The sequence below is a fragment of the Kitasatospora sp. NPDC057904 genome (assembly GCF_042887925.1).
In the GTDB taxonomy this organism is placed as follows: domain Bacteria; phylum Actinomycetota; class Actinomycetes; order Streptomycetales; family Streptomycetaceae; genus Kitasatospora.
The window spans coordinates 704,666-721,865 of record NZ_JBHVOL010000001.1; the positions used below are offsets into that span (position 1 = coordinate 704,666).

The following is a 17,200-nucleotide window of genomic DNA, read 5'->3' on the forward strand; positions in this document are numbered from 1 at the left end:
GGCCGCCGACCCCCACCCCGACGTCCGCGCGGCGGCCGAGGCGGCCCTGGAGGACTGAACCCGTCAGTAGCCCTCCCGCACCTCGAAGGTCCCGCCACTCCAGTAGACGGACGGTTCGTCGGCGTCGCTCGGCCAGTCGCTCTGCAGGTAGCGGCGGCCGCGGCCCAGGGCGCCGGCCTGGTGCGGGGTCAGGCGGCCCTCCATCAGGTCGGCGGCCTCGGCGTCCGTGATGGGGAGCACGGTCCGGTACTGGGCGTCGTTGGAGGCAGCCCAGTCGACGTACTCGGTGAAGACACTCACGAAGGCCTGCGAGCAGAGCTCGCAGCGCTTGACGGAGACGATGAAGTGCGAGTCGTCCTGGATCATCTTCTCGATCCGGACCCCGCTGTAGCTGTAGTGGTGCTCCCGCGCCACCAGCGCGTCCTCGGCGCAGCACGCCTCACACCCGAAAGTCGCGAACTCCGTCATGCCGGCCCCCGTGAACGCTCGACCCGTTGGGGGCACATCGTACTCAGCGGGGCGCGCGCACTGCCGCCGCGCAACCGCCGGTCGGCGCCACGGCCGCGAAGTCCTCGTCCGTGCACGTCCGTTGCCCTAGCGTGGCGGGACGCGCGCCGTCGAGCCCGGGGTCGTCCGGGAGTTCCGGGAGTGACATGCCGAAACGCCGTTGCCCACGGCCGCAGTTGGTGCTGCTCGCGTTCCTGCTGACCGCCTGCGGCGGCACCGGAAGCGCCACCACCGGCCCGGCGACGCTCGACTGGTACAACTTCCCCGACGACTCCGGCGCCCTCCAACAGGCCGCCGACGCCTGCAGCCGGGCCTCCGGCGGGCGCTACACGATCCGGTACGACAAGCTCCCGCGCACCGCCGACGGCCAGCGCCAGCAGCTCGTCCGCCGGCTCGCCGCGCACGACGCGGGCGTGGACATCATGGGGCTGGACGTCACGTGGGCCCCGGAGTTCGCGGAGGCGGGCTGGATCCGCGAGTGGACGGGTGCGCAGAAGGACGAGGTCACCGCCGACACCCTCCCCGCCGCACTGGAGACGGCCACCTGGAAGGACCGCCTCTACGCCGCGCCGTACAACTCCAACACCCAGCTCCTCTGGTACCGCGACGACCTGACCCCCACCCCGCCCCGAACGTGGACCGAGCTGCTCGCGCAGGCGGACGCCCTCGCCAAGCAGGGCAAGCCGCACTACGTCGAGGTGCAGGGCGCCCAGTACGAGGGCCTGACCGTCTGGTTCAACACCCTCGTGAGCAGCGCCGGCGGCTCGGTGCTCACCCCCGACGCGAGCGCGCCGGCGCTCGGGCCGCCCGCCGTCACCGCGGCCGGCGTCATCCGCGACCTCGCCCGCTCCCCCGCCGCCGACCCGTCGCTCGCCAACCAGATGGAGGACCAGGACCGGCTCGCCCTGGAGTCCGGCACGGCGGCCTTCGAGGTCAACTACCCGTTCGTCTACCCGGCGATGAAGGCCGACCGCCCCGACCTGTTCCCCCACTTCCGCTGGGCGCCCTACCCCGCCGTCACCCCGGACCGCCCGGCCGCCGTCACGATCGGCGGCATCGACCTCGCCGTCGGCGCCTACGGCCACCACCCGGACCTCGCCCACGAGGCGACGCTCTGCCTGCGCAACCGCGACAACCAGCTCGTCAACGCGCTCAAGGGTGGCCTGCCGCCCTCCCTCCGGAGCCTGTACACCGCGCGGGAGCTGACCGACAGCTACCCCTTCGCCGCCGACGTCCTCACCGCCCTCGACAACGCCTCGCTGCGCCCGCGGACGCCCGCCTACCAGAACGTCTCGATCGCGATCGCCCACGCGCTGTCGCCGCCGTCCGCCGTGGACCCGGAACGCACCGTCGCCGACCTGTCCGGCCAGATCAAGGACGCACTCGGCTCGAAGGGGCTGATCCCGTGACCGCACCGCCGCCCGCCGCACCGACGCCCGCCGCGGCCAAGGCGTCCGCCGGCTCCCGCGAGGAGCGCCGCCTCGGCTGGCTGCTGTGCGCCCCGGCCGTCCTCGTGATGGCGGCGGTCACGGCCTACCCGGTCGGCTACGCCGTCTACCTCTCGCTCCAGCGCTACGACCTGCGCTTCCCGCAGCACGCCCGCTTCGTCTGGCTCGACAACTACGCCGCCGTGCTGTCGAGTCCGTACTGGTGGCAGGCGCTGTGGGTGACGGTCGTGATCACCGTCGTCTCGGTGACGGTCGAGCTCGCGCTCGGCCTCGCGCTCGCCCTGGTGATGCACCGGACGGTCCTGTGGCGGGGCACCGTCCGCACCGCCGTCCTGGTGCCGTACGGCATCGTGACGGTCGTCGCCGCGTACTCGTGGCAGTACGCCTGGACGCCGGGCACCGGCTACCTGGCCGCCCTGCTGCCGGCGGGCAGCGCGCCGCTCACCGACCACTGGCAGGCGATCGGTCTGATCATCCTCGCGGAGGTGTGGAAGACGACGCCGTTCATGGCGCTCCTGCTGCTCGCGGGCCTCGCCCTGGTGCCCGAGGAGACGCTGCGCGCCGCCCAGGTGGACGGCGCGGGCCCGGCACAGCGCCTGCGCCTCGTCGTCCTGCCGCTGATGAAGCCGGCGATCCTCGTGGCGCTGCTGTTCCGCACGCTCGACGCGTTCCGCGTCTTCGACGACATCTACGTGCTGACCGGCGGCTCCGACAACACCGGCTCGGTCTCGATCCTCGGGTACGACAACCTGTTCACCGCCCTCAACCTCGGCATCGGCTCGGCGATCTCGGTCCTCGTCTTCCTGTGCGTGGCGGCCATCGCCCTCGTCTTCGTCACGGTGTTCGGCGCGGCGGCGCCGGGCGCCGGGGAGGACCGCCGGTGAACGCCGACACCCGCCGCCGGTCCGCGTGGACGATCGTCAACGCCGTCGTCGTGCTCTACGCGCTGTTCCCGGTCTGGTGGATCGCCGCGCTCTCCATCAAGGATCCGAGCACCCTCACCGACGGTGACTTCGTGCCCCGCCGCTGGACGCTGGAGAACTACCGCGGCATCTTCCGCACCTCCGAGTTCACCCGCGCGCTGCTCAACTCGGTCGGCATCGCCGTCATCGCGACCACCGTCGCCGTCGTGCTCGGCACCATGGCCGCCTACGCCGTCGCCCGGCTGCGCTTCCCCGGCAAGCGGCTGCTGATCGGCATGTCGCTGCTGATCGCGATGTTCCCGCCGATCTCGCTGGTGTCCCCGCTCTTCGACATCGAGCGCGTGCTGGGCCTGTTCGACACCTGGCCCGGTCTGATCATCCCGTACACGACCTTCTCGCTGCCGCTGGCGATCTACACCCTCTCCGCGTTCTTCCGGGAGATCCCGTGGGACCTGGAGAAGGCGGCCCGGGTCGACGGCGCCACGCCGTGGCAGGCGTTCCGGCTGGTCATCGCCCCGCTGGCGGCGCCCGGGGTGTTCACCACGGCGATCCTCGTCTTCATCTTCTGCTGGAACGACTTCCTGTTCGCGATCTCGCTCACCTCCACCCGCGCCGCGCGGACCGTCCCGGCGGCGATCGCGTTCTTCACCGGCAGCTCGCAGTTCCAGCAGCCGACCGGGTCGATCGCCGCGGCGGCCATGGTGATCACCGTCCCGATCGTGGTCTTCGTGCTGCTGTTCCAGCGGCGCATCGTGGCCGGCCTGACCGCCGGCGCAGTGAAGGGGTGACGGATGGCCGAGCTCGTCCTGGACGGACTCACCAAGCACTACCCGGACGGCGCGGTCGCCGTGCGGGGCGTCGATCTGACCATCGCGGACGGGGAGTTCGTGATCCTGGTCGGCCCGTCCGGGTGCGGCAAGTCCACCACCCTCAACATGATCGCGGGCCTGGAGGACATCACCGCGGGCACCCTGCGGATCGGCGGCCGGGTCGTCAACGACCTCGCGCCGAAGGACCGGGACATCGCCATGGTGTTCCAGAGCTACGCCCTCTACCCGCACATGACGGTGCGTCAGAACATGGGATTCGCCCTGCGGCTGGCCAGGGCGGACAAGGCGGAGATCGCCCGCAAGGTCGAGGAGGCCGCCCGCGTCCTCGACCTCACCGAGCACCTGGAGCGCCGCCCGGCACAGCTGTCCGGCGGACAGCGCCAGCGGGTCGCGATGGGCCGGGCGATCGTCCGCGCGCCGAAGGCCTTCCTGATGGACGAGCCGCTGTCCAACCTGGACGCCCAGCTGCGGGTGCAGATGCGCACCCAGATCTCCCGCCTCCAGCGCCGCCTCGGCACCACGACGGTCTACGTCACCCACGACCAGGTCGAGGCGATGACGCTGGGCGACCGCGTCGTGGTGATGCGCGGCGGCGTCGTCCAGCAGGTCGGCCCACCGCAGGAGCTCTACGACCGCCCGGTGAACCTGTTCGTCGCCGGCTTCATCGGCTCGCCCGCCATGAACGTCCTGGACGCGACCCTGGAGGAGGGTGCGCTGCGCACCGCGCTGGGCGAGCTGCCCCTCGACGACCGGCTGCGGCGGCGGCTGGAGGAGGCCGACGCGCCGCGCCGAGTGGTCGTGGGCATCCGCCCCGAGCACTTCGAGGACGCGGCGCTGCTGGAGCAGCGGCGCGGCGGGCGGACGGTGACGGTGGGCGTCGAGGTGCTGGAGTCGGTCGGTTCTGACGTGTTCGTGCACTTCACCGCGCGGAACGGTGCCGGTTCGGGCGCCGACGCCGGCCCCGAGGTGGTGGCCCGGATCGGCACCGCCACGCGGGCCGCCGAGGGCCGCCCGCTGGAGCTGTGGGTGGACACCGCCCGGATGCACGTCTTCGACCCCGGCACGGGCGCCGCGCTCACCTCGGCGGCCCGCTGACCAGCGGCGCGGCCCGCCGAGGTGCCCGTCCGGCCGAATCGGGCGATCATGGGACGGACCCCGACGGGGCGGCCCCGCCCGAAAGGTGGACTGCGATGTTCCAGCTCCTGTGGATTCTGCTCATCGGCTTCGTCCTGGGCGTGCTGGCCAAGCTCATCCTGCGCGGGCCGCAGTCGATCCCGTGGTGGCTGACGATGCTGCTCGGTGCCGCCGGCGCCTGGCTCGGCAACGCGGTCTCCGGCTGGGTCGGCGTGCGCCACACGTCGGGCATCGACTGGATCCGGCACATCCTCCAACTGGCTTTCGCGGTGGCGCTGGTGGCCTTCGTCGCACCGGCCTGGTCCAAGTCCCGGCCGAACCGTTAGGGGCTTCATCCGGCTCCCGGCCGAGCGGCCCGTCAGCCGACATGCACGGCCGGGCGGCGGCTGCGGTCGGGCTCGGCCTCGCGCAGCACCTCGCGGGTGACCGGCGCGATCTCGCCCTGCCCGAGCAGGAAGAACCGCAGGAACTGGGCGAAGGGGTTGCCCTCCGTCCACTCGAAGTAGATGTGCGGCTGCTGCCCGGTCAGGTCCCTGACCCGGAGCAGCAGCGCCGCCAGCGCGTTCGGCACGCTGGAGCTCTCCAGCGCGAGCACCCGGTAGCGCTCGTGCAGCACCTCGCCGTGGACGGTCAGTTCGGCCTCGAAGTCGGACGGGTCGAGCACGGTGACCTCGACGAAGACGAGGTCGTCCTCGGCCGGGATGTCGTTGTCGGCGCGGATCTGGCGGATCTTGTCCCGGTACTCGGCGAGGTCGCGGCTGTTCGGCTCGTTGGCGATCAGCCGCAGCGGCCGGTGGGTGTAGTCGCGCACGAAGCGCTCGGCCGTCTCGTCCAGGACGACGTCGGTGACGCGCAGTTCGAAGGCGCGCTTGAGCCGGGAGAGGAAGGAGACCAGCATGATCCCGGCGATGAAGCAGGCGCCGATCTTCACGCCGTCGGACCGTTCGACGACGTTGACGACCGTGGTGTAGAGGAAGACCGCGGCGATCACCGCGAAGATGACGGTCCAGCGCTTCTCCCTGGCCTTGCGGGCGGCGATGGTGACGGCGACGGCGGCGGAGCTGATCAGCACCAGCACGCCGGTCGCGTAGGCGCCGCCCTGCGCGTCGACGTTGGCGTCGAAGATCCAGGTCACGAGGAAGGCGATCAGGGTGAGCACGATGACCGTCGGCCGCACGGCGCGCGCCCAGTGCGGGGCCATGCCGTAGCGGGGCAGGTAGCGCGGCATGAGGTTCAGCAGCCCGGCCATCGCGGAGGCGCCGGCGAACCAGAGGATGGCGATGGTCGACAGGTCGTAGACGCTGCCGAAGGCGCTGCCCAGGTTCTCGTGGGCGAGGTAGGCGAGCGCCCGCCCGTTGGCCGGGCCGCCGGTCTTGAAGGCGTCCTTCGGGATGAGCAGGGTCGTGATGAGGCTCGTGGTGATGAGGAAGACGCTCATGATCACGGCCGCGGTGGTGAGCAGCTTGCGGGCGCCGCGGATCCGCCCGGTCGGCTTCTCCTCGGTGTCGTCCGGGTCGCCCTCGATGTGGGGCATCACGGCGACGCCGGTCTCGAACCCGGAGAGGCCGAGGGCGAGTTTGGGGAAGACGATGAGCGCCACGCCGATCATCGCGAAGGCGTTGCCGTGCTCGGCGGTCAGCCCGTCGGTCCAGTCGCCGAACACGTGCGGGGTCTTGAACAGGTGCCAGATGCCGTTGACGACGACCACGACGTTGAGCGCGAGGTAGACGGCGACGAGCACGACGGCCAGGCCGATCGCCTCGCTGAAGCCCTTGAGGAACACCGCGCCGAGCAGGGCCACCAGGATCAACGTGAGCAGCACCTGCTTGCCGGACAGGGCGCTGTGCAGGTGGGGGTTCTCGATCAGGTGCGCGGTGGCGTCGGCGGCCGACAGCGTGATGGTGATCATGAAGTCGGTGGCGGCGAAGCCGAGCAGTGTCAGCACGAAGAGCTTGCCCTGCCAGAACGACAGCAGCCGTTCCAGCATGGCGATCGAGCCCTCGCCGTGCGGGCTCTCGACGGCCACCCGGCGGTAGACCGGCAGCGCGCCGCAGAGGGTGACGAGCACCAGCACGACCGTCGCGACCGGCGAGAGCAGGCCGGCGGCGAGGGCCGCGATGCCGGGCTGGTAGCCGAGGGTGGAGAAGTAGTCGAGGCCGGTCAGGCACATGACGCGCCACCAGGCCGCGCCCTTCTCGTGCGGGGCCTGCGCGTGCGGCCCGGGATGCTGCTTGGCCATGTCCGCCAGGCCTTCCAGCATCCAGGCCCGGAACCTCGTGCCGCGTGTCGGAGGGGCCACCCCCGGGTCGGCCGTACCCGACGAAACCACGTACACCCCTGTCCATGACTCGTGTCGATGTGTCGATGACGCGGCCGGGCCGCCACGGCTCCTGACCCCCTGGCCGCCGGGCGGACGGCCCGGTCAGGCTAAGGGACCGGATCGGCGCCGCAGGGGAACCGCGCGACCGGACGCGCCGGGGAGCCCCCGGACGGCCCTCTCCGGTGGCGCACGGGCGCGGGACGTGCGGCGAGGGCGCGCGAACCCGTCGTACGCCCGGCGCGGCGGGTGGGAGACCATGACCGGAAAGAGTGAGGATGTGCGCGCGCCTTGACGCACGGGCGAGCGGGTAGAGAACACCGAGACGGGCAACCGGGAGGCCGACGTGGCGGACCAGCGGGCGGAACCGAGCCGACGAGGGGTCCTCGGTCTGGGCCTGATGGCCGCGGCCCTCACCTCCTGCGGCACCCACCACTCCGACGAACCCGCGAGCCCCGCGCCCTCCCCCGACCCCACCGGCGCGACCCCGCAGCGGGCCGGCCTCAAGGACGACCACCAGCCCGAGCAGTCACTGCCCGGCAACGCCGACTGGGAGATCACCAACCCCGGCCCGGCCGGCGCCATCGAGGGCTTCGCCGACCGCGTCAGCGTCCTGCCCGGCGAGCCCGTCGGCCTGCACGTCTCCACACCGGCCCCCGCGTTCACCGTCTCCGCCTACCGGATCGGCTGGTACGGCGGCGCCCGCGCCCGCCTGGTGTGGCGCCGCGAACACGTGCCGGGCGCCAAGCAGCCCGCGCCGCACGTGGACGGCACGACCCGCACCGTCCTCACCGGCTGGCAGCGCACCCTCGCCGTCGACACGGCCGGCTGGCCCGAGGGCGCGTACCTGCTGCGCCTGGACGCCGAGGACGGCTCCGGCCAGCGCTACGTCCCGCTCACCGTCCGCTCGGCCGTCACCGCCGGGAGGACGGTCGTGGTGAGCGCCCCGGCGACGTGGCAGGCCTACAACGAGTGGGGCGGGTACAGCCTCTACAACGGCCCGACCGGCGGCCTCGCCACCCGCTCGCTGAAGGTCGTCTTCGACCGCCCGTACGACTACGACCACGGCGCCGGACTGTTCCTGGTCTACGAGGCGCCGCTGGTCTCCTTCGCCGAGCAGCTCGGCATCCCGCTCGCGTACACGACCGGGATCGACGTCGCCCGCGAGCCCGCGCTGCTGCGCGGCGCCACCGCCGTCCTGTCGCTCGGTCACGACGAGTACTGGTCCCCCGAGCAGCGCGCCAACGTCGTCGCGGCCCGCGACGCCGGCACCAACGTGGCCTTCCTGGGGGCGAACTGCTGCTTCCGCCGGGTCCGGTTCGAGCCCACCGACCTCGGGCCGGACCGCACGGTGGTCTGCTACAAGGACGCCTGGGCGAGCGACCCCGGGTACCAGGCGGGAGCCCCGGCCACCACCGACTTCCGCACCGGCCCGGGCGCCGACCCGGAGAGCTCGATGCTCGGCGTCATCTACGACGGCTACCCCGTGGACGCGCCCTACGTCGTCGGCGCGCCCGACCACTGGGCGTTCGCGGGCACCGGCGTCGCCGCGGGCGCGTCCTTCCCGCACCTGGTCGGCGTCGAGTACGACAAGGTGGACACCGCCTTCCCCGTCCCGCGCCCGATCGAGGTCATCGCCCACTCCCCCGTCGTCTGCGAGGGCCGCCGCTCGCACGCCGACACCGCCTACCACACCGTCCCGAGCGGCGCCGGGGTGTTCGCCACCGGGACGATGCGCTGGGTGGAGACGCTCGACGCGCGCGGCCCCGGGGGCACCGGCGCCGACCACGGCATCGACGCCAAGGCCGGCGACCTGGTACGCAAGGTCACCGAGAACGTCCTGCGCGCCTTCGCCGCCGGCCCGGCCGGCCGCACCCACCCCGCGAGCGACAACCTCGCCGCCGTCTACGGCGGGAAGTAGCCCCGGCGGTCCATCGCAGTCGAACCGACCTCCGACGCCGCCGCACCCGCCCGCCGGCCGGGGCCCCGGGGCCGGGCCGTCCCCCGGCACGGCTACACTCGCACGGTCCGATCAGCAGATCACGGACGCCCGTGAGGCGGGGCACGGGGTCCGGCCGGAGAGCGCGGGTAGGGAACAGAGCATGGTCGAGGCCTCCCCCAAGGTCGTTGTCGTCGTCCCCACGTACAACGAGCGGGAGAACCTTCCGGTCCTGGCGGGCCTGCTGGCACAGCTGCCGGTGCCGAACCTGCACCTGCTGGTGGTCGACGACAACTCCCCGGACGGCACCGGCGAGCTGGCCGACAAGCTGGCGGCCGGCGCGGACGGCCGGATCGGCGTCCTGCACCGCACCGAGAAGGACGGCCTCGGCCGCGCCTACCTCGCGGGCATGGCCCGCGCCCTCGACGAGGGCGCCGACGTCGTCGTGCAGATGGACGCCGACCTGTCGCACCCGGCCACGGCGATACCCGAGATGGTCCGGACCCTCCTCACCGGCGACACCGCCGTGGTGCTCGGCTCCCGCTACGTGCCCGGCGGCTCGACCGCCTCGGAGTGGCCGTGGCACCGCAAGGCCCTCTCCGCGTGGGCCAACTTCTACGTCAACACCATCCTCGGCCTCGGCGTCCGCGACGCCACCGCCGGCTTCAAGGCCTGGCGGGCGGACACGCTGCGGGCCATCGACCTGCCGACCGTCCAGAGCAACGGCTACTCGTTCCAGGTCGAGATGAACTACCGCGTCGTCAAGCGCGGCATGACGATCCGCGAGGTCCCGATCCGCTTCGAGGAACGCGTCGAGGGCGCGTCCAAGATGAGCATCGGCGTCCAGGTCGAGTCCGCCCTCGCCCCCTGGAAGCTGCGCCTGGACCGCCGCAACCCCTGACGCGGCAGTTTCCCGATCCTGCAGCGGGCAACCGGGTGCCCTCCGGCGCGATCGGCGGTGTGAACACCGGCTGCGGGGAAAGAAGGGCCTCATGGCCATCCTCCCGGAGTCCCTCACGGCCGCCGTCCGCCGTGGCGCCCGAGAACCGTTCGTCGTCCAGACCGTCCGGGCGACCGTGGCGGCCACCCTGTCCTACGCGGTGGCGACGCGGCTGAGCAGCGAGCCGGCCCCGCTCACGGCGCCGCTCACCGCGCTCCTGGTGGTGCAGGTCACCGTCTACTCGACGCTCAAGACCAGCATCCGCCGGGTCAACTCGGTGGTCGTCGGCGTGCTCATCGCGATCGGGTTCAGCGCCGTGGTGGGGCTCTCCTGGTGGAGCCTCGGGCTGATCATCCTGGCCTCGCTGACGATCGGCCGCTTCGTGCGGGTCGAGGAGTTCGTCCAGGAGGTCGCGATCAGCGCGATGCTGATCCTCGGCGTCACCAAGCTCGCCTCCCAGGCCTGGGACCGGGTCCTGGAGACGCTGATCGGCGCCGCCGTCGGCCTCCTGTTCAACCTGCTGTTCGCCCCGCCCGTCTGGGTCGACACCGCCGGCGCCTCGATCGAGGACCTCGCCCGGCGCGCCCGGCAGCTGCTCCTGGACATCGCCGAGGAGCTGGGCCGCCCCACCCCGGTCGCCGTCGCCGCCGAACGCCTCCACGAGGCCCGCCGCCTGGACCAGGCGATCGCCGAGGTCGACGCGGCCCTGCGCCAGGCCGAGGACAGCCTCCGCTTCAACCCCCGGATCAGCGAGGGACTCCTCTCCCGCCTGGTGCTGCGCACCGGTCTGGACACGCTGGAGATCTGCGTGGTGGTCATCCGCGTCCTGGCCCGCTCCCTGACCGACCTGGCCAAGCGCCGCGAGCCCGGCGAGCGCCTGTTCGAACCGGACGTCGCCGTGGCCCTGGAGGAACTGCTGGCCCACATCGGCGGTGCGATGGTCAGCTTCGCCGTCCTCGTCACGACCCAGGTGAGCCGCAACGCCGAGGAGGCCGAGCAACGCCTGGCCGCCGAACTCGCGGCCGCCTGGACCTGCCGGGAGAACGTCGCCCAGCTCCTCCTGCGCCAGGTCCGGGAGCACCCCGAGGCCTGGCAGCTGCACGGCGCGCTCCTGGCCGAGGTGGACCGCATCCTCGACGAGATGGACCTGGAGCACCGCGGCCGCCGCCTGATGGAGGAACTGGACCGCGCCTCCGTGGCCAACCGGGCCCGCTTCTCCCGCTTCGCCGGCCTGCGCAGGTGGCTCCGCGGCGAGCGCCCCCGCCCGGCCACGAGCACCGGGCGATAGTCGCTAAGGCATGAGCCACGGTTGCTGCGGCAGCGGGTGGCCGGTTTCGAGGTAGGTCTTCAGGTTGGCGAGGACGGCCGACCAGCCGGCGGCGGCCTGCTCCGCCCCGGTCTCGTCGGCGAGGTTCTCGTGGGTCACGGTGAGGCGGGTGAGGTCCTGCCAGCCCTCGATCCCGAAGGTGACCCGGGACGGGCCGGCCGGGTCCGGGGTGCCCGGGGAGTACCAGGTGGTGACGAGGTGGTGGGGGCGGGTGGAGGCTTCCACGGTGCCGGTGACGTCGGCGGTGCCGGAGTCGTCCGTGCGCCGGTGTTCCCAGGGGGCGCCGGGGAGCCAGGTGGAGACGTTGCGGTGGCCCCAGTAGACGGCGGACTCGTCGGCGCTGGTGAGGGCGTGCCAGACCCGCTCGGGGGTGGCGTGCAGGTAGACGGTGGTGCGGACGGCGGCGGGGGTCATGGCGCCTCAGCCCTCGGCCGCGGCGAGCAGCGACCGGATGTCGATCTTCCCCATGGACATCATCGCCGCCATCACCCGGCCGGCCTTGGCGCGGTCGGGGTCGGCGATCAGGTCCAGCAGGACGCGCGGGGTGATCTGCCAGGAGAAGCCGTAGCGGTCCTTGAGCCAGCCGCAGGGGCCCGCCTGGCCTCCGTCGGCGGTGAGCTTGGCCCAGAGCTCGTCGACCTCCTGCTGGTCGTCGCACTCCACCTGGAGCGAGACGGCCTCGGTGAAGGAGAACTGGGGCCCGCCGTTGAGGGCCGCGTACGGCCGGCCGTCGAGTTCGAACTCGACGGTCATGACCGAACCGGCGGGCGCCGGGCCGCCGTCGAGGTAGTGGGTGACGTTGGTGATGCGGGAGTCGCGGAAGAGCGATGTGTAGAAGGCGGCGGCCTCTTCGGCCTGCTGGTCGAACCAGAGGAAGGTGGTGATCTTCTGCATGGACCCGACGCTAGCGGCGGGGGCCGACGGTCCGGCCGAGCCACGGCCGGGGGTCACCGGTTCGGCGCCCCCGGCCGTGGCTCGGGTCGGGTCGGGTCAGGTCAGGTCAGGTCGGGTCAGGTCGGGTCAGGTCAGGTCGGGTCAGGTCAGGTCGGGTCAGGTCGGGTCGGGTCAGTGCACCCAGCCCGCGAAGCGGCGGACGAAGCGCTGGCCGGTGTGGGCGGTGACGACGACGTCGTAGCGGCCCTGCTTGTCCAGCGGCCAGGCGATGTTGGCCTGCTTGCCGGGCTTGACCCACACCGTCTGCGCGGTGCCCGCGAAGTCGTTGGGCGCGGCCGTGAAGGCGACGTCGGTCAGCCCGTCGTTGGCCACCTGGAGCGTGAGCTTGACGTCGCCGCGCAGGTCGGCGGTGACGATCGGCACGCCGATGTCGTTCTGGCCGCCCTGCCCGTCGCGGACGACGGTGCCGGCGAAGCGGCGGACGAAGCCGTCCGGGCCGTGCACCGTGAAGTCGTAGCGGCCGTTGGTCGCCGCGGCGTCCCACACGTAGGTGGCGGTGGCGCCGGGGGCGACGGTGAACGGCGTGCCGGCGAACGGGAGGACGATGTTCGGGTAGACGGTGTACGGGAAGGCCACCGAACCGTCGTTGCTCATCGTGCAGGTGACCTTGCCGCTCCTGCGGTCCACCTCCGCGTCGGCCCACGGCTGGTAGGGCAGCGGGCGGTGCGGGCGGTCGCCGCGCTCCGGGACGGGCATCGACTGGGCGCCGACGGCCGGCAGGGCGACGCCGGGCAGCTTGGCGCCCGCGTCGGCCCTGGCCATCAGGGCGTTGGTGTCGGGCAGCTTCGGGATCGAGAAGTCCGGTGCGGCGAAGTCGAAGCAGCTCGTGAGGTCGCCGCAGACGGCCCGGCGCCAGGCCGAGATGTTCGGCTCGGCGACCCCGGTGACGACCTCCATGAAGCGCAGCACCGAAGTGTGGTCGAATACCTGGGAGTTGACCCAGCCGCCGCGCGACCACGGGGAGGCGACCCACAGCGGCACGCGGTTGCCGAGGCCGATCGCCCGGCCCTGGGTGAACTCCTCGGGCGTGCCGGCCTCGGGGGTGGGCGGGACCATGTGGTCGAAGTAGCCGTCGTTCTCGTCGTACATGACGAGGAAGACGGTGTGCTGCCACACCTCCGGGTTGGACATCAGCGACTGGAGCGCCATGTCGACCCAGTGCGCGCCGTAGGCCGGGCCGGCCGCCGGGTGCTCGGAGAAGAGGTAGGGCGCGACGAGCCAGGAGATCGTCGGGAGGGTGCCGTCCTTGCAGTGGCGGTCGAAGTCCGTCGGGTCGAACTTCGTCATCGCGTTCACGTACCGCGGGTCGTCCGCGGGGAAGTCGTGGAACTGCTTGAAGTAGGAGAGCGCGTTGTCGTCGTAGTCGCCGGTGCGGTCGTCCTTGCTGGGGTTGTGGTAGACGCGCCAGCTGACGCCCGCCTTCTCCAGGCGCTCGGCGTAGGTGGTCCAGTCGGCGACGGGGTTGTCGGTGACCGGCGTGTTGTCGATCCAGGGGCCGGTGGTGCCGTCGCGGCCGGGGCCGGCGGTGCCGGTCCACAGGTAGAGGCGGTTGGGGTCGGTCGGCCCGGCGAGGGAGGTGAAGTAGGCGTCGCAGAGGGTGAACGCGTCGGCGAGGGCGTACTGGTAGGGGATGTCGTCCCGGGTGAAGTAGCCCATGGTGCGCTCGCCCTTGGCGGCGATCCACTTGTTCATCGCGCCGTTGTTGATCGCCTGGTGGCCGGTGGCCCAGTCGTGGGCGAGGCCGCCGGCGTTCTGCGCGTTGTACTTGGAGGTGTCCATCCGGTACGGCAGCATCGCCCCGCCGTCGCTGCGGCGGGCGTCGGGCTGGCGGAACACGTCGGTGCCGTCCGGGAACTGGAGCGCCTGCTTGTCGCCGTAGCCGCGGACGCCGTTGAGCGTTCCGAAGTAGTGGTCGAAGCTGCGGTTCTCCTGCATGAGGACGACGACGTGCCGGACGTCCTTGACGGTGCCGGTGGGCGCGTCGGCCCCGGCCGCGGGGGCGGCGTCGGCGGGGGTCGTCGCGAGGCCGGTGAGCGCGACGGCGCCGGCCGCCGCGGTGGCGCCGACGAAGGTGCGACGGGAAAGTTCGGACATGGCGGACCGGCCTCTCAGAGCTGGAAGGTGGCGACGGCGGCGGCGGTGTCGGAGGGCCACTCGTTGGCCGCGGTGTTCGGCTCGGGCTGCGGCCAGTCCGCCACGAGGGTGTGCGCCTCGACGAGCTTGAGCGCGCCCGCGTACTGCACGTAGTCGATGCGGTCCTGCGGCTCGGGCTTGGCACTGCGTTGCTTGCGGGTGGGCGACCAAGTGGCGGCCGGGACCTTGACCGGGTCCGGGCTCTCCTCGCGCAGGGTGTCGGTCAGCCCGGCGGCCTGGAACTCCTTGCCGACGGGCCAGTTGACGGCTCCGACGTTGCCGTGCGCGGCGGCGGTGGCGGCCGTCCAGTCCAGGTGGGAGGGCGAGGAGAGCGCGCCGGCGAGCACCACCGGAGTGTGCTTGGCGACGTCGGCCCGGACGGCCACGGCCAGCGCCTTGGCCTGCTTGAGCCGGACGGAGGCGTTCTCGGCGGCCTCGGCCTGCGCGGCGGTGCGGCCGTCCTGGACGCCGTACGGGCCGTAGTCGCTCTCGTCGAGGTGCGCGGCCCAGAAGCGGACGGTCCGTCCGCCGGGCAGCCGCACGGTCGCCGCGGCGGCGGGCAGGTCGGCGGTCACCGGGGTGACGTCGGCCAGCGGGTGGCGGCTGAGGATGCCGACGCTGCCGGAGCTCTGGTAGGCGTACCAGCCGAGCGCGGTGGCGAGGGTCTGCGCCTGGGCACCGGCCGTCTCCTGGAGCGCCACGACGTCGAGGCCCTGGGCGAGCACCACGCGCACCTGCTTCTCCAGCGCGTCGGTGTAGCCGCTGCCGGCGTCGTGCAGGTTCCAGCTCGCGGTCTTCAGGCGCAGCGGCCCGGCCGGGTCGGCGACCGGGACCAGCACGGTGATCGTGTCGGTCGCGCCCGCGCTGTCCTTGACGCCGACGACGACGATCTCCGGGTTCTGGCCGGCCTTGGGGGCGGTGCCGGTGAGGGTGCCGTCCGCACTGACCGAGGCCCAGGCCGCGCCGCCGGCCTTGCGGAAGGTCGCGGTGCCCGCCGGGTTGCCGGTCGGGCGCGACCACAGGCCGCCGAGCTTGACGGACACCGCGGCGCCGGGGGCGACGGGGGCGGTGGTCAGCGAGTCCACGGCGGCGTGCGGGCGCACGACGGCGGGCCTGGGGCGGAAGCTGAACGGCTCGGTCTGGGCGAGGACGCCGTAGCCGTCCTTGGCCAGCAGGTAGGCGGTGTATGGGCCGCCGGTGAGCGCCGAGGTGTCGAGCTGGAGGTCGCCGGAGCCGCCCGGGGTGTACTTCCACAGCAGGGAGGATCCGGTGCCGGGCTTGCGGCTGCCGTCGTAGATGCCGACCCAGTTCTTGGCGTCGGGGGCGTCGGTGGTCCAGTGGAAGGTGAGCCGGTCGCCTTCGGTCGGGTTGACGGGTGCGGTGAGGGTCAGGGCGCTGCCTGCGGCCACGGTTGTCCTGTCCGCCGCCGGGGAAGCCGGGCCCGCCCGGAGTCGCCGGGGATCGTCGGGATCACCGGGATCGGCGGGGCCGGTTCCGCGCGCGGCTGGTCACGGAGGCTGAGGGGGGAGCCACAGTTGGCTGTACAACTGTGGGCGCCCTCATTCACCCGAAGGCCAGCGACCGGAACGTGAACGACGCGTGACGCACCATCGGGAGGTTCGGGAACTCCGGGACTTGCGGGTGTTCGAGCGACCTTCGGAGGATCTGCCCGGATTTCCCCGATACAGCCCCTGACCTGCGGCGATCCCGGCGGTATTCCACTGGCGGAGGCCCCGGCCGCCCCACTAGGCTCGGCGCGCCCGCCCCGCTCGGGGCGACGGCCCGACCGACCGGAGCGCGACGTACGCGCCCGGCGGCCCCCAGGAGTGGACCGATTCTGATGATGTGTGCGGTGTGCGGGGCTCGCCCTGCGGCGATCCCGAACCGGCGCTGCTTGAGCTGTGCCGAGGCCGACCCGACGTGGCCGAGGGCGTACCGCTCGCCCGTCGTACCGGCGATCCTCGCCTACGTGGCACTGGCCTTCAACATCCTGCTGGCCGTCCTCGCCGTCGGCGCCGACGTCACCGCCCTGGTCTTCTACTCCCTTGCGCAGGACCCGGGTTCGGACGTCTCGCTCGGCGACTTCGACACGCTGGAGAGCCTGGCCAAGGGGCTGGACGGGGTCGCCTTCCTGCTCCTCGCCCTGGGCGCGACCGCGTTCATCATCTGGTTCTACCGCGTGCGGCGGAACGCCGGCCTCTTCCTGCCGCTCGGCCACCGGCGCGGCACGGGTTGGACGATCGGCGCCTGGATCACGCCGATCGTCCAGTTCTGGTTCCCGCAGCAGCTCATGGCCGACAGCTGGGACGCGAGTGCGCCGGTGGACCGGGACGGCCGGCGCCGGCCGGTCGGGCACGGGCTGGTCTCGGCCTGGTGGACGGCGTGGCTCGTCTCGCTGCTCCTCTCCCGCATCGCCGACGATCTGGCCGGCCACTCCTTCGGCACGGTCGACCCGCAGGCCCTGCTCGTGGTCGACTCCGCCGCCGGGACGGTCCGCGCCGCGGCGGCCGTGCTGGCGATCCTCGTGGTGCGGCGGCTGACGGCGATGCAGGAGGAGCGGCGGGCGATGGTGAGTCCGTACGCGGCCGCGGCGGACGCCTCGGAGTTCGCGTTCGGGATCGGGCCGGTCGAGGAGGTCGTGCCCCCCGCGGACGACGCGAGGCCGACGGACGACGCGAGGCCGACGGACGACGCGAGGCCGACGGACCCCGTCGGCGGGCACTGAGCCCGGAGACGGCGGCGGCCCGG

At 72.7% G+C, this 17,200-nt stretch carries 15 protein-coding genes; 9 read left to right on the forward strand and 6 right to left on the reverse strand.

What is annotated here, in order from left to right:
• Positions 1 to 63 precede the first annotated feature (63 nt).
• Positions 64 to 468: a hypothetical protein gene (locus ACFVSN_RS03305; protein ID WP_387590444.1), complete on the reverse strand. Its 405-nt coding sequence runs from the start codon at positions 466 to 468 to the stop codon at positions 64 to 66.
• Positions 469 to 653: 185 nt separating this feature from the next.
• Between ACFVSN_RS03305 and ACFVSN_RS03310 the strand changes: the two genes are divergently transcribed.
• From ACFVSN_RS03310 to ACFVSN_RS03330, 5 genes are all read left to right on the forward strand, one after another.
• Entirely contained in the window at positions 654 to 1,916 is a 1,263-nt protein-coding gene (locus ACFVSN_RS03310; protein ID WP_387590441.1) for an ABC transporter substrate-binding protein, read from the forward strand.
• The gene (locus ACFVSN_RS03315; protein ID WP_387590438.1) at positions 1,913 to 2,839 is read left to right on the forward strand and encodes a carbohydrate ABC transporter permease; all 927 of its coding nucleotides are present in this window, start codon (positions 1,913 to 1,915) and stop codon (positions 2,837 to 2,839) included. Before ACFVSN_RS03310 ends, ACFVSN_RS03315 begins: the two co-directional genes overlap by 4 nt.
• A gap of 32 nt (positions 2,840 to 2,871) precedes the next feature.
• Positions 2,872 to 3,666, forward strand: a complete 795-nt coding sequence (locus ACFVSN_RS03320) for a carbohydrate ABC transporter permease (RefSeq protein ID WP_387590620.1) — start codon at positions 2,872 to 2,874, stop codon at positions 3,664 to 3,666.
• Between the two features lie 3 nt (positions 3,667 to 3,669).
• Positions 3,670 to 4,803, forward strand: coding sequence for an ABC transporter ATP-binding protein (locus ACFVSN_RS03325; RefSeq protein WP_387590435.1), 1,134 nt, complete (start codon positions 3,670 to 3,672; stop codon positions 4,801 to 4,803).
• 95 nt (positions 4,804 to 4,898) lie between these two features.
• Complete coding sequence (locus tag ACFVSN_RS03330; protein WP_380439766.1) at positions 4,899 to 5,168, forward strand: GlsB/YeaQ/YmgE family stress response membrane protein; 270 nt, start codon at positions 4,899 to 4,901, stop codon at positions 5,166 to 5,168.
• A gap of 32 nt (positions 5,169 to 5,200) precedes the next feature.
• On the opposite strand, the gene ACFVSN_RS03335 is transcribed toward ACFVSN_RS03330, so the two are convergent.
• Positions 5,201 to 7,102, reverse strand: a complete 1,902-nt coding sequence (locus tag ACFVSN_RS03335) for an amino acid transporter (protein WP_387590432.1) — start codon at positions 7,100 to 7,102, stop codon at positions 5,201 to 5,203.
• Positions 7,103 to 7,559: 457 nt separating this feature from the next.
• On the opposite strand from ACFVSN_RS03335, the gene ACFVSN_RS03340 reads away from it, so the two are divergent.
• From ACFVSN_RS03340 to ACFVSN_RS03350, 3 genes are all read left to right on the forward strand, one after another.
• A complete protein-coding gene (locus ACFVSN_RS03340; RefSeq protein WP_387590617.1) occupies positions 7,560 to 9,080 on the forward strand; it encodes a N,N-dimethylformamidase beta subunit family domain-containing protein in 1,521 nt (506 codons plus the stop codon).
• A 181-nt stretch (positions 9,081 to 9,261) separates the two neighbouring features.
• Positions 9,262 to 9,999 carry a polyprenol monophosphomannose synthase gene (locus tag ACFVSN_RS03345; protein ID WP_387590429.1) on the forward strand — a complete coding sequence of 246 codons (738 nt, stop codon included), beginning with the start codon at positions 9,262 to 9,264 and terminating at the stop codon, positions 9,997 to 9,999.
• A 91-nt stretch (positions 10,000 to 10,090) separates the two neighbouring features.
• Positions 10,091 to 11,326 carry an aromatic acid exporter family protein gene (locus ACFVSN_RS03350; RefSeq protein ID WP_380439772.1) on the forward strand — a complete coding sequence of 412 codons (1,236 nt, stop codon included), beginning with the start codon at positions 10,091 to 10,093 and terminating at the stop codon, positions 11,324 to 11,326.
• A gap of 3 nt (positions 11,327 to 11,329) precedes the next feature.
• Here ACFVSN_RS03350 and ACFVSN_RS03355 read toward each other — a convergent pair whose 3' ends face one another.
• The 4 genes from ACFVSN_RS03355 to ACFVSN_RS03370 form a co-directional block, all read right to left on the reverse strand.
• Entirely contained in the window at positions 11,330 to 11,779 is a 450-nt protein-coding gene (locus ACFVSN_RS03355) for an SRPBCC domain-containing protein (RefSeq protein WP_387590425.1), read from the reverse strand.
• Between the two features lie 6 nt (positions 11,780 to 11,785).
• Positions 11,786 to 12,259, reverse strand: coding sequence for a VOC family protein (locus ACFVSN_RS03360; RefSeq protein WP_387590422.1), 474 nt, complete (start codon positions 12,257 to 12,259; stop codon positions 11,786 to 11,788).
• A 171-nt stretch (positions 12,260 to 12,430) separates the two neighbouring features.
• A complete protein-coding gene (locus tag ACFVSN_RS03365) occupies positions 12,431 to 14,413 on the reverse strand; it encodes a phosphocholine-specific phospholipase C (protein WP_387590419.1) in 1,983 nt (660 codons plus the stop codon).
• A gap of 14 nt (positions 14,414 to 14,427) precedes the next feature.
• Entirely contained in the window at positions 14,428 to 15,861 is a 1,434-nt protein-coding gene (locus ACFVSN_RS03370) for an endonuclease/exonuclease/phosphatase family protein (RefSeq protein WP_387953610.1), read from the reverse strand.
• Between the two features lie 485 nt (positions 15,862 to 16,346).
• On the opposite strand from ACFVSN_RS03370, the gene ACFVSN_RS03375 reads away from it, so the two are divergent.
• The gene (locus ACFVSN_RS03375; RefSeq protein ID WP_387953612.1) at positions 16,347 to 17,177 is read left to right on the forward strand and encodes a DUF4328 domain-containing protein; all 831 of its coding nucleotides are present in this window, start codon (positions 16,347 to 16,349) and stop codon (positions 17,175 to 17,177) included.
• Positions 17,178 to 17,200: the final 23 nt, after the last annotated feature.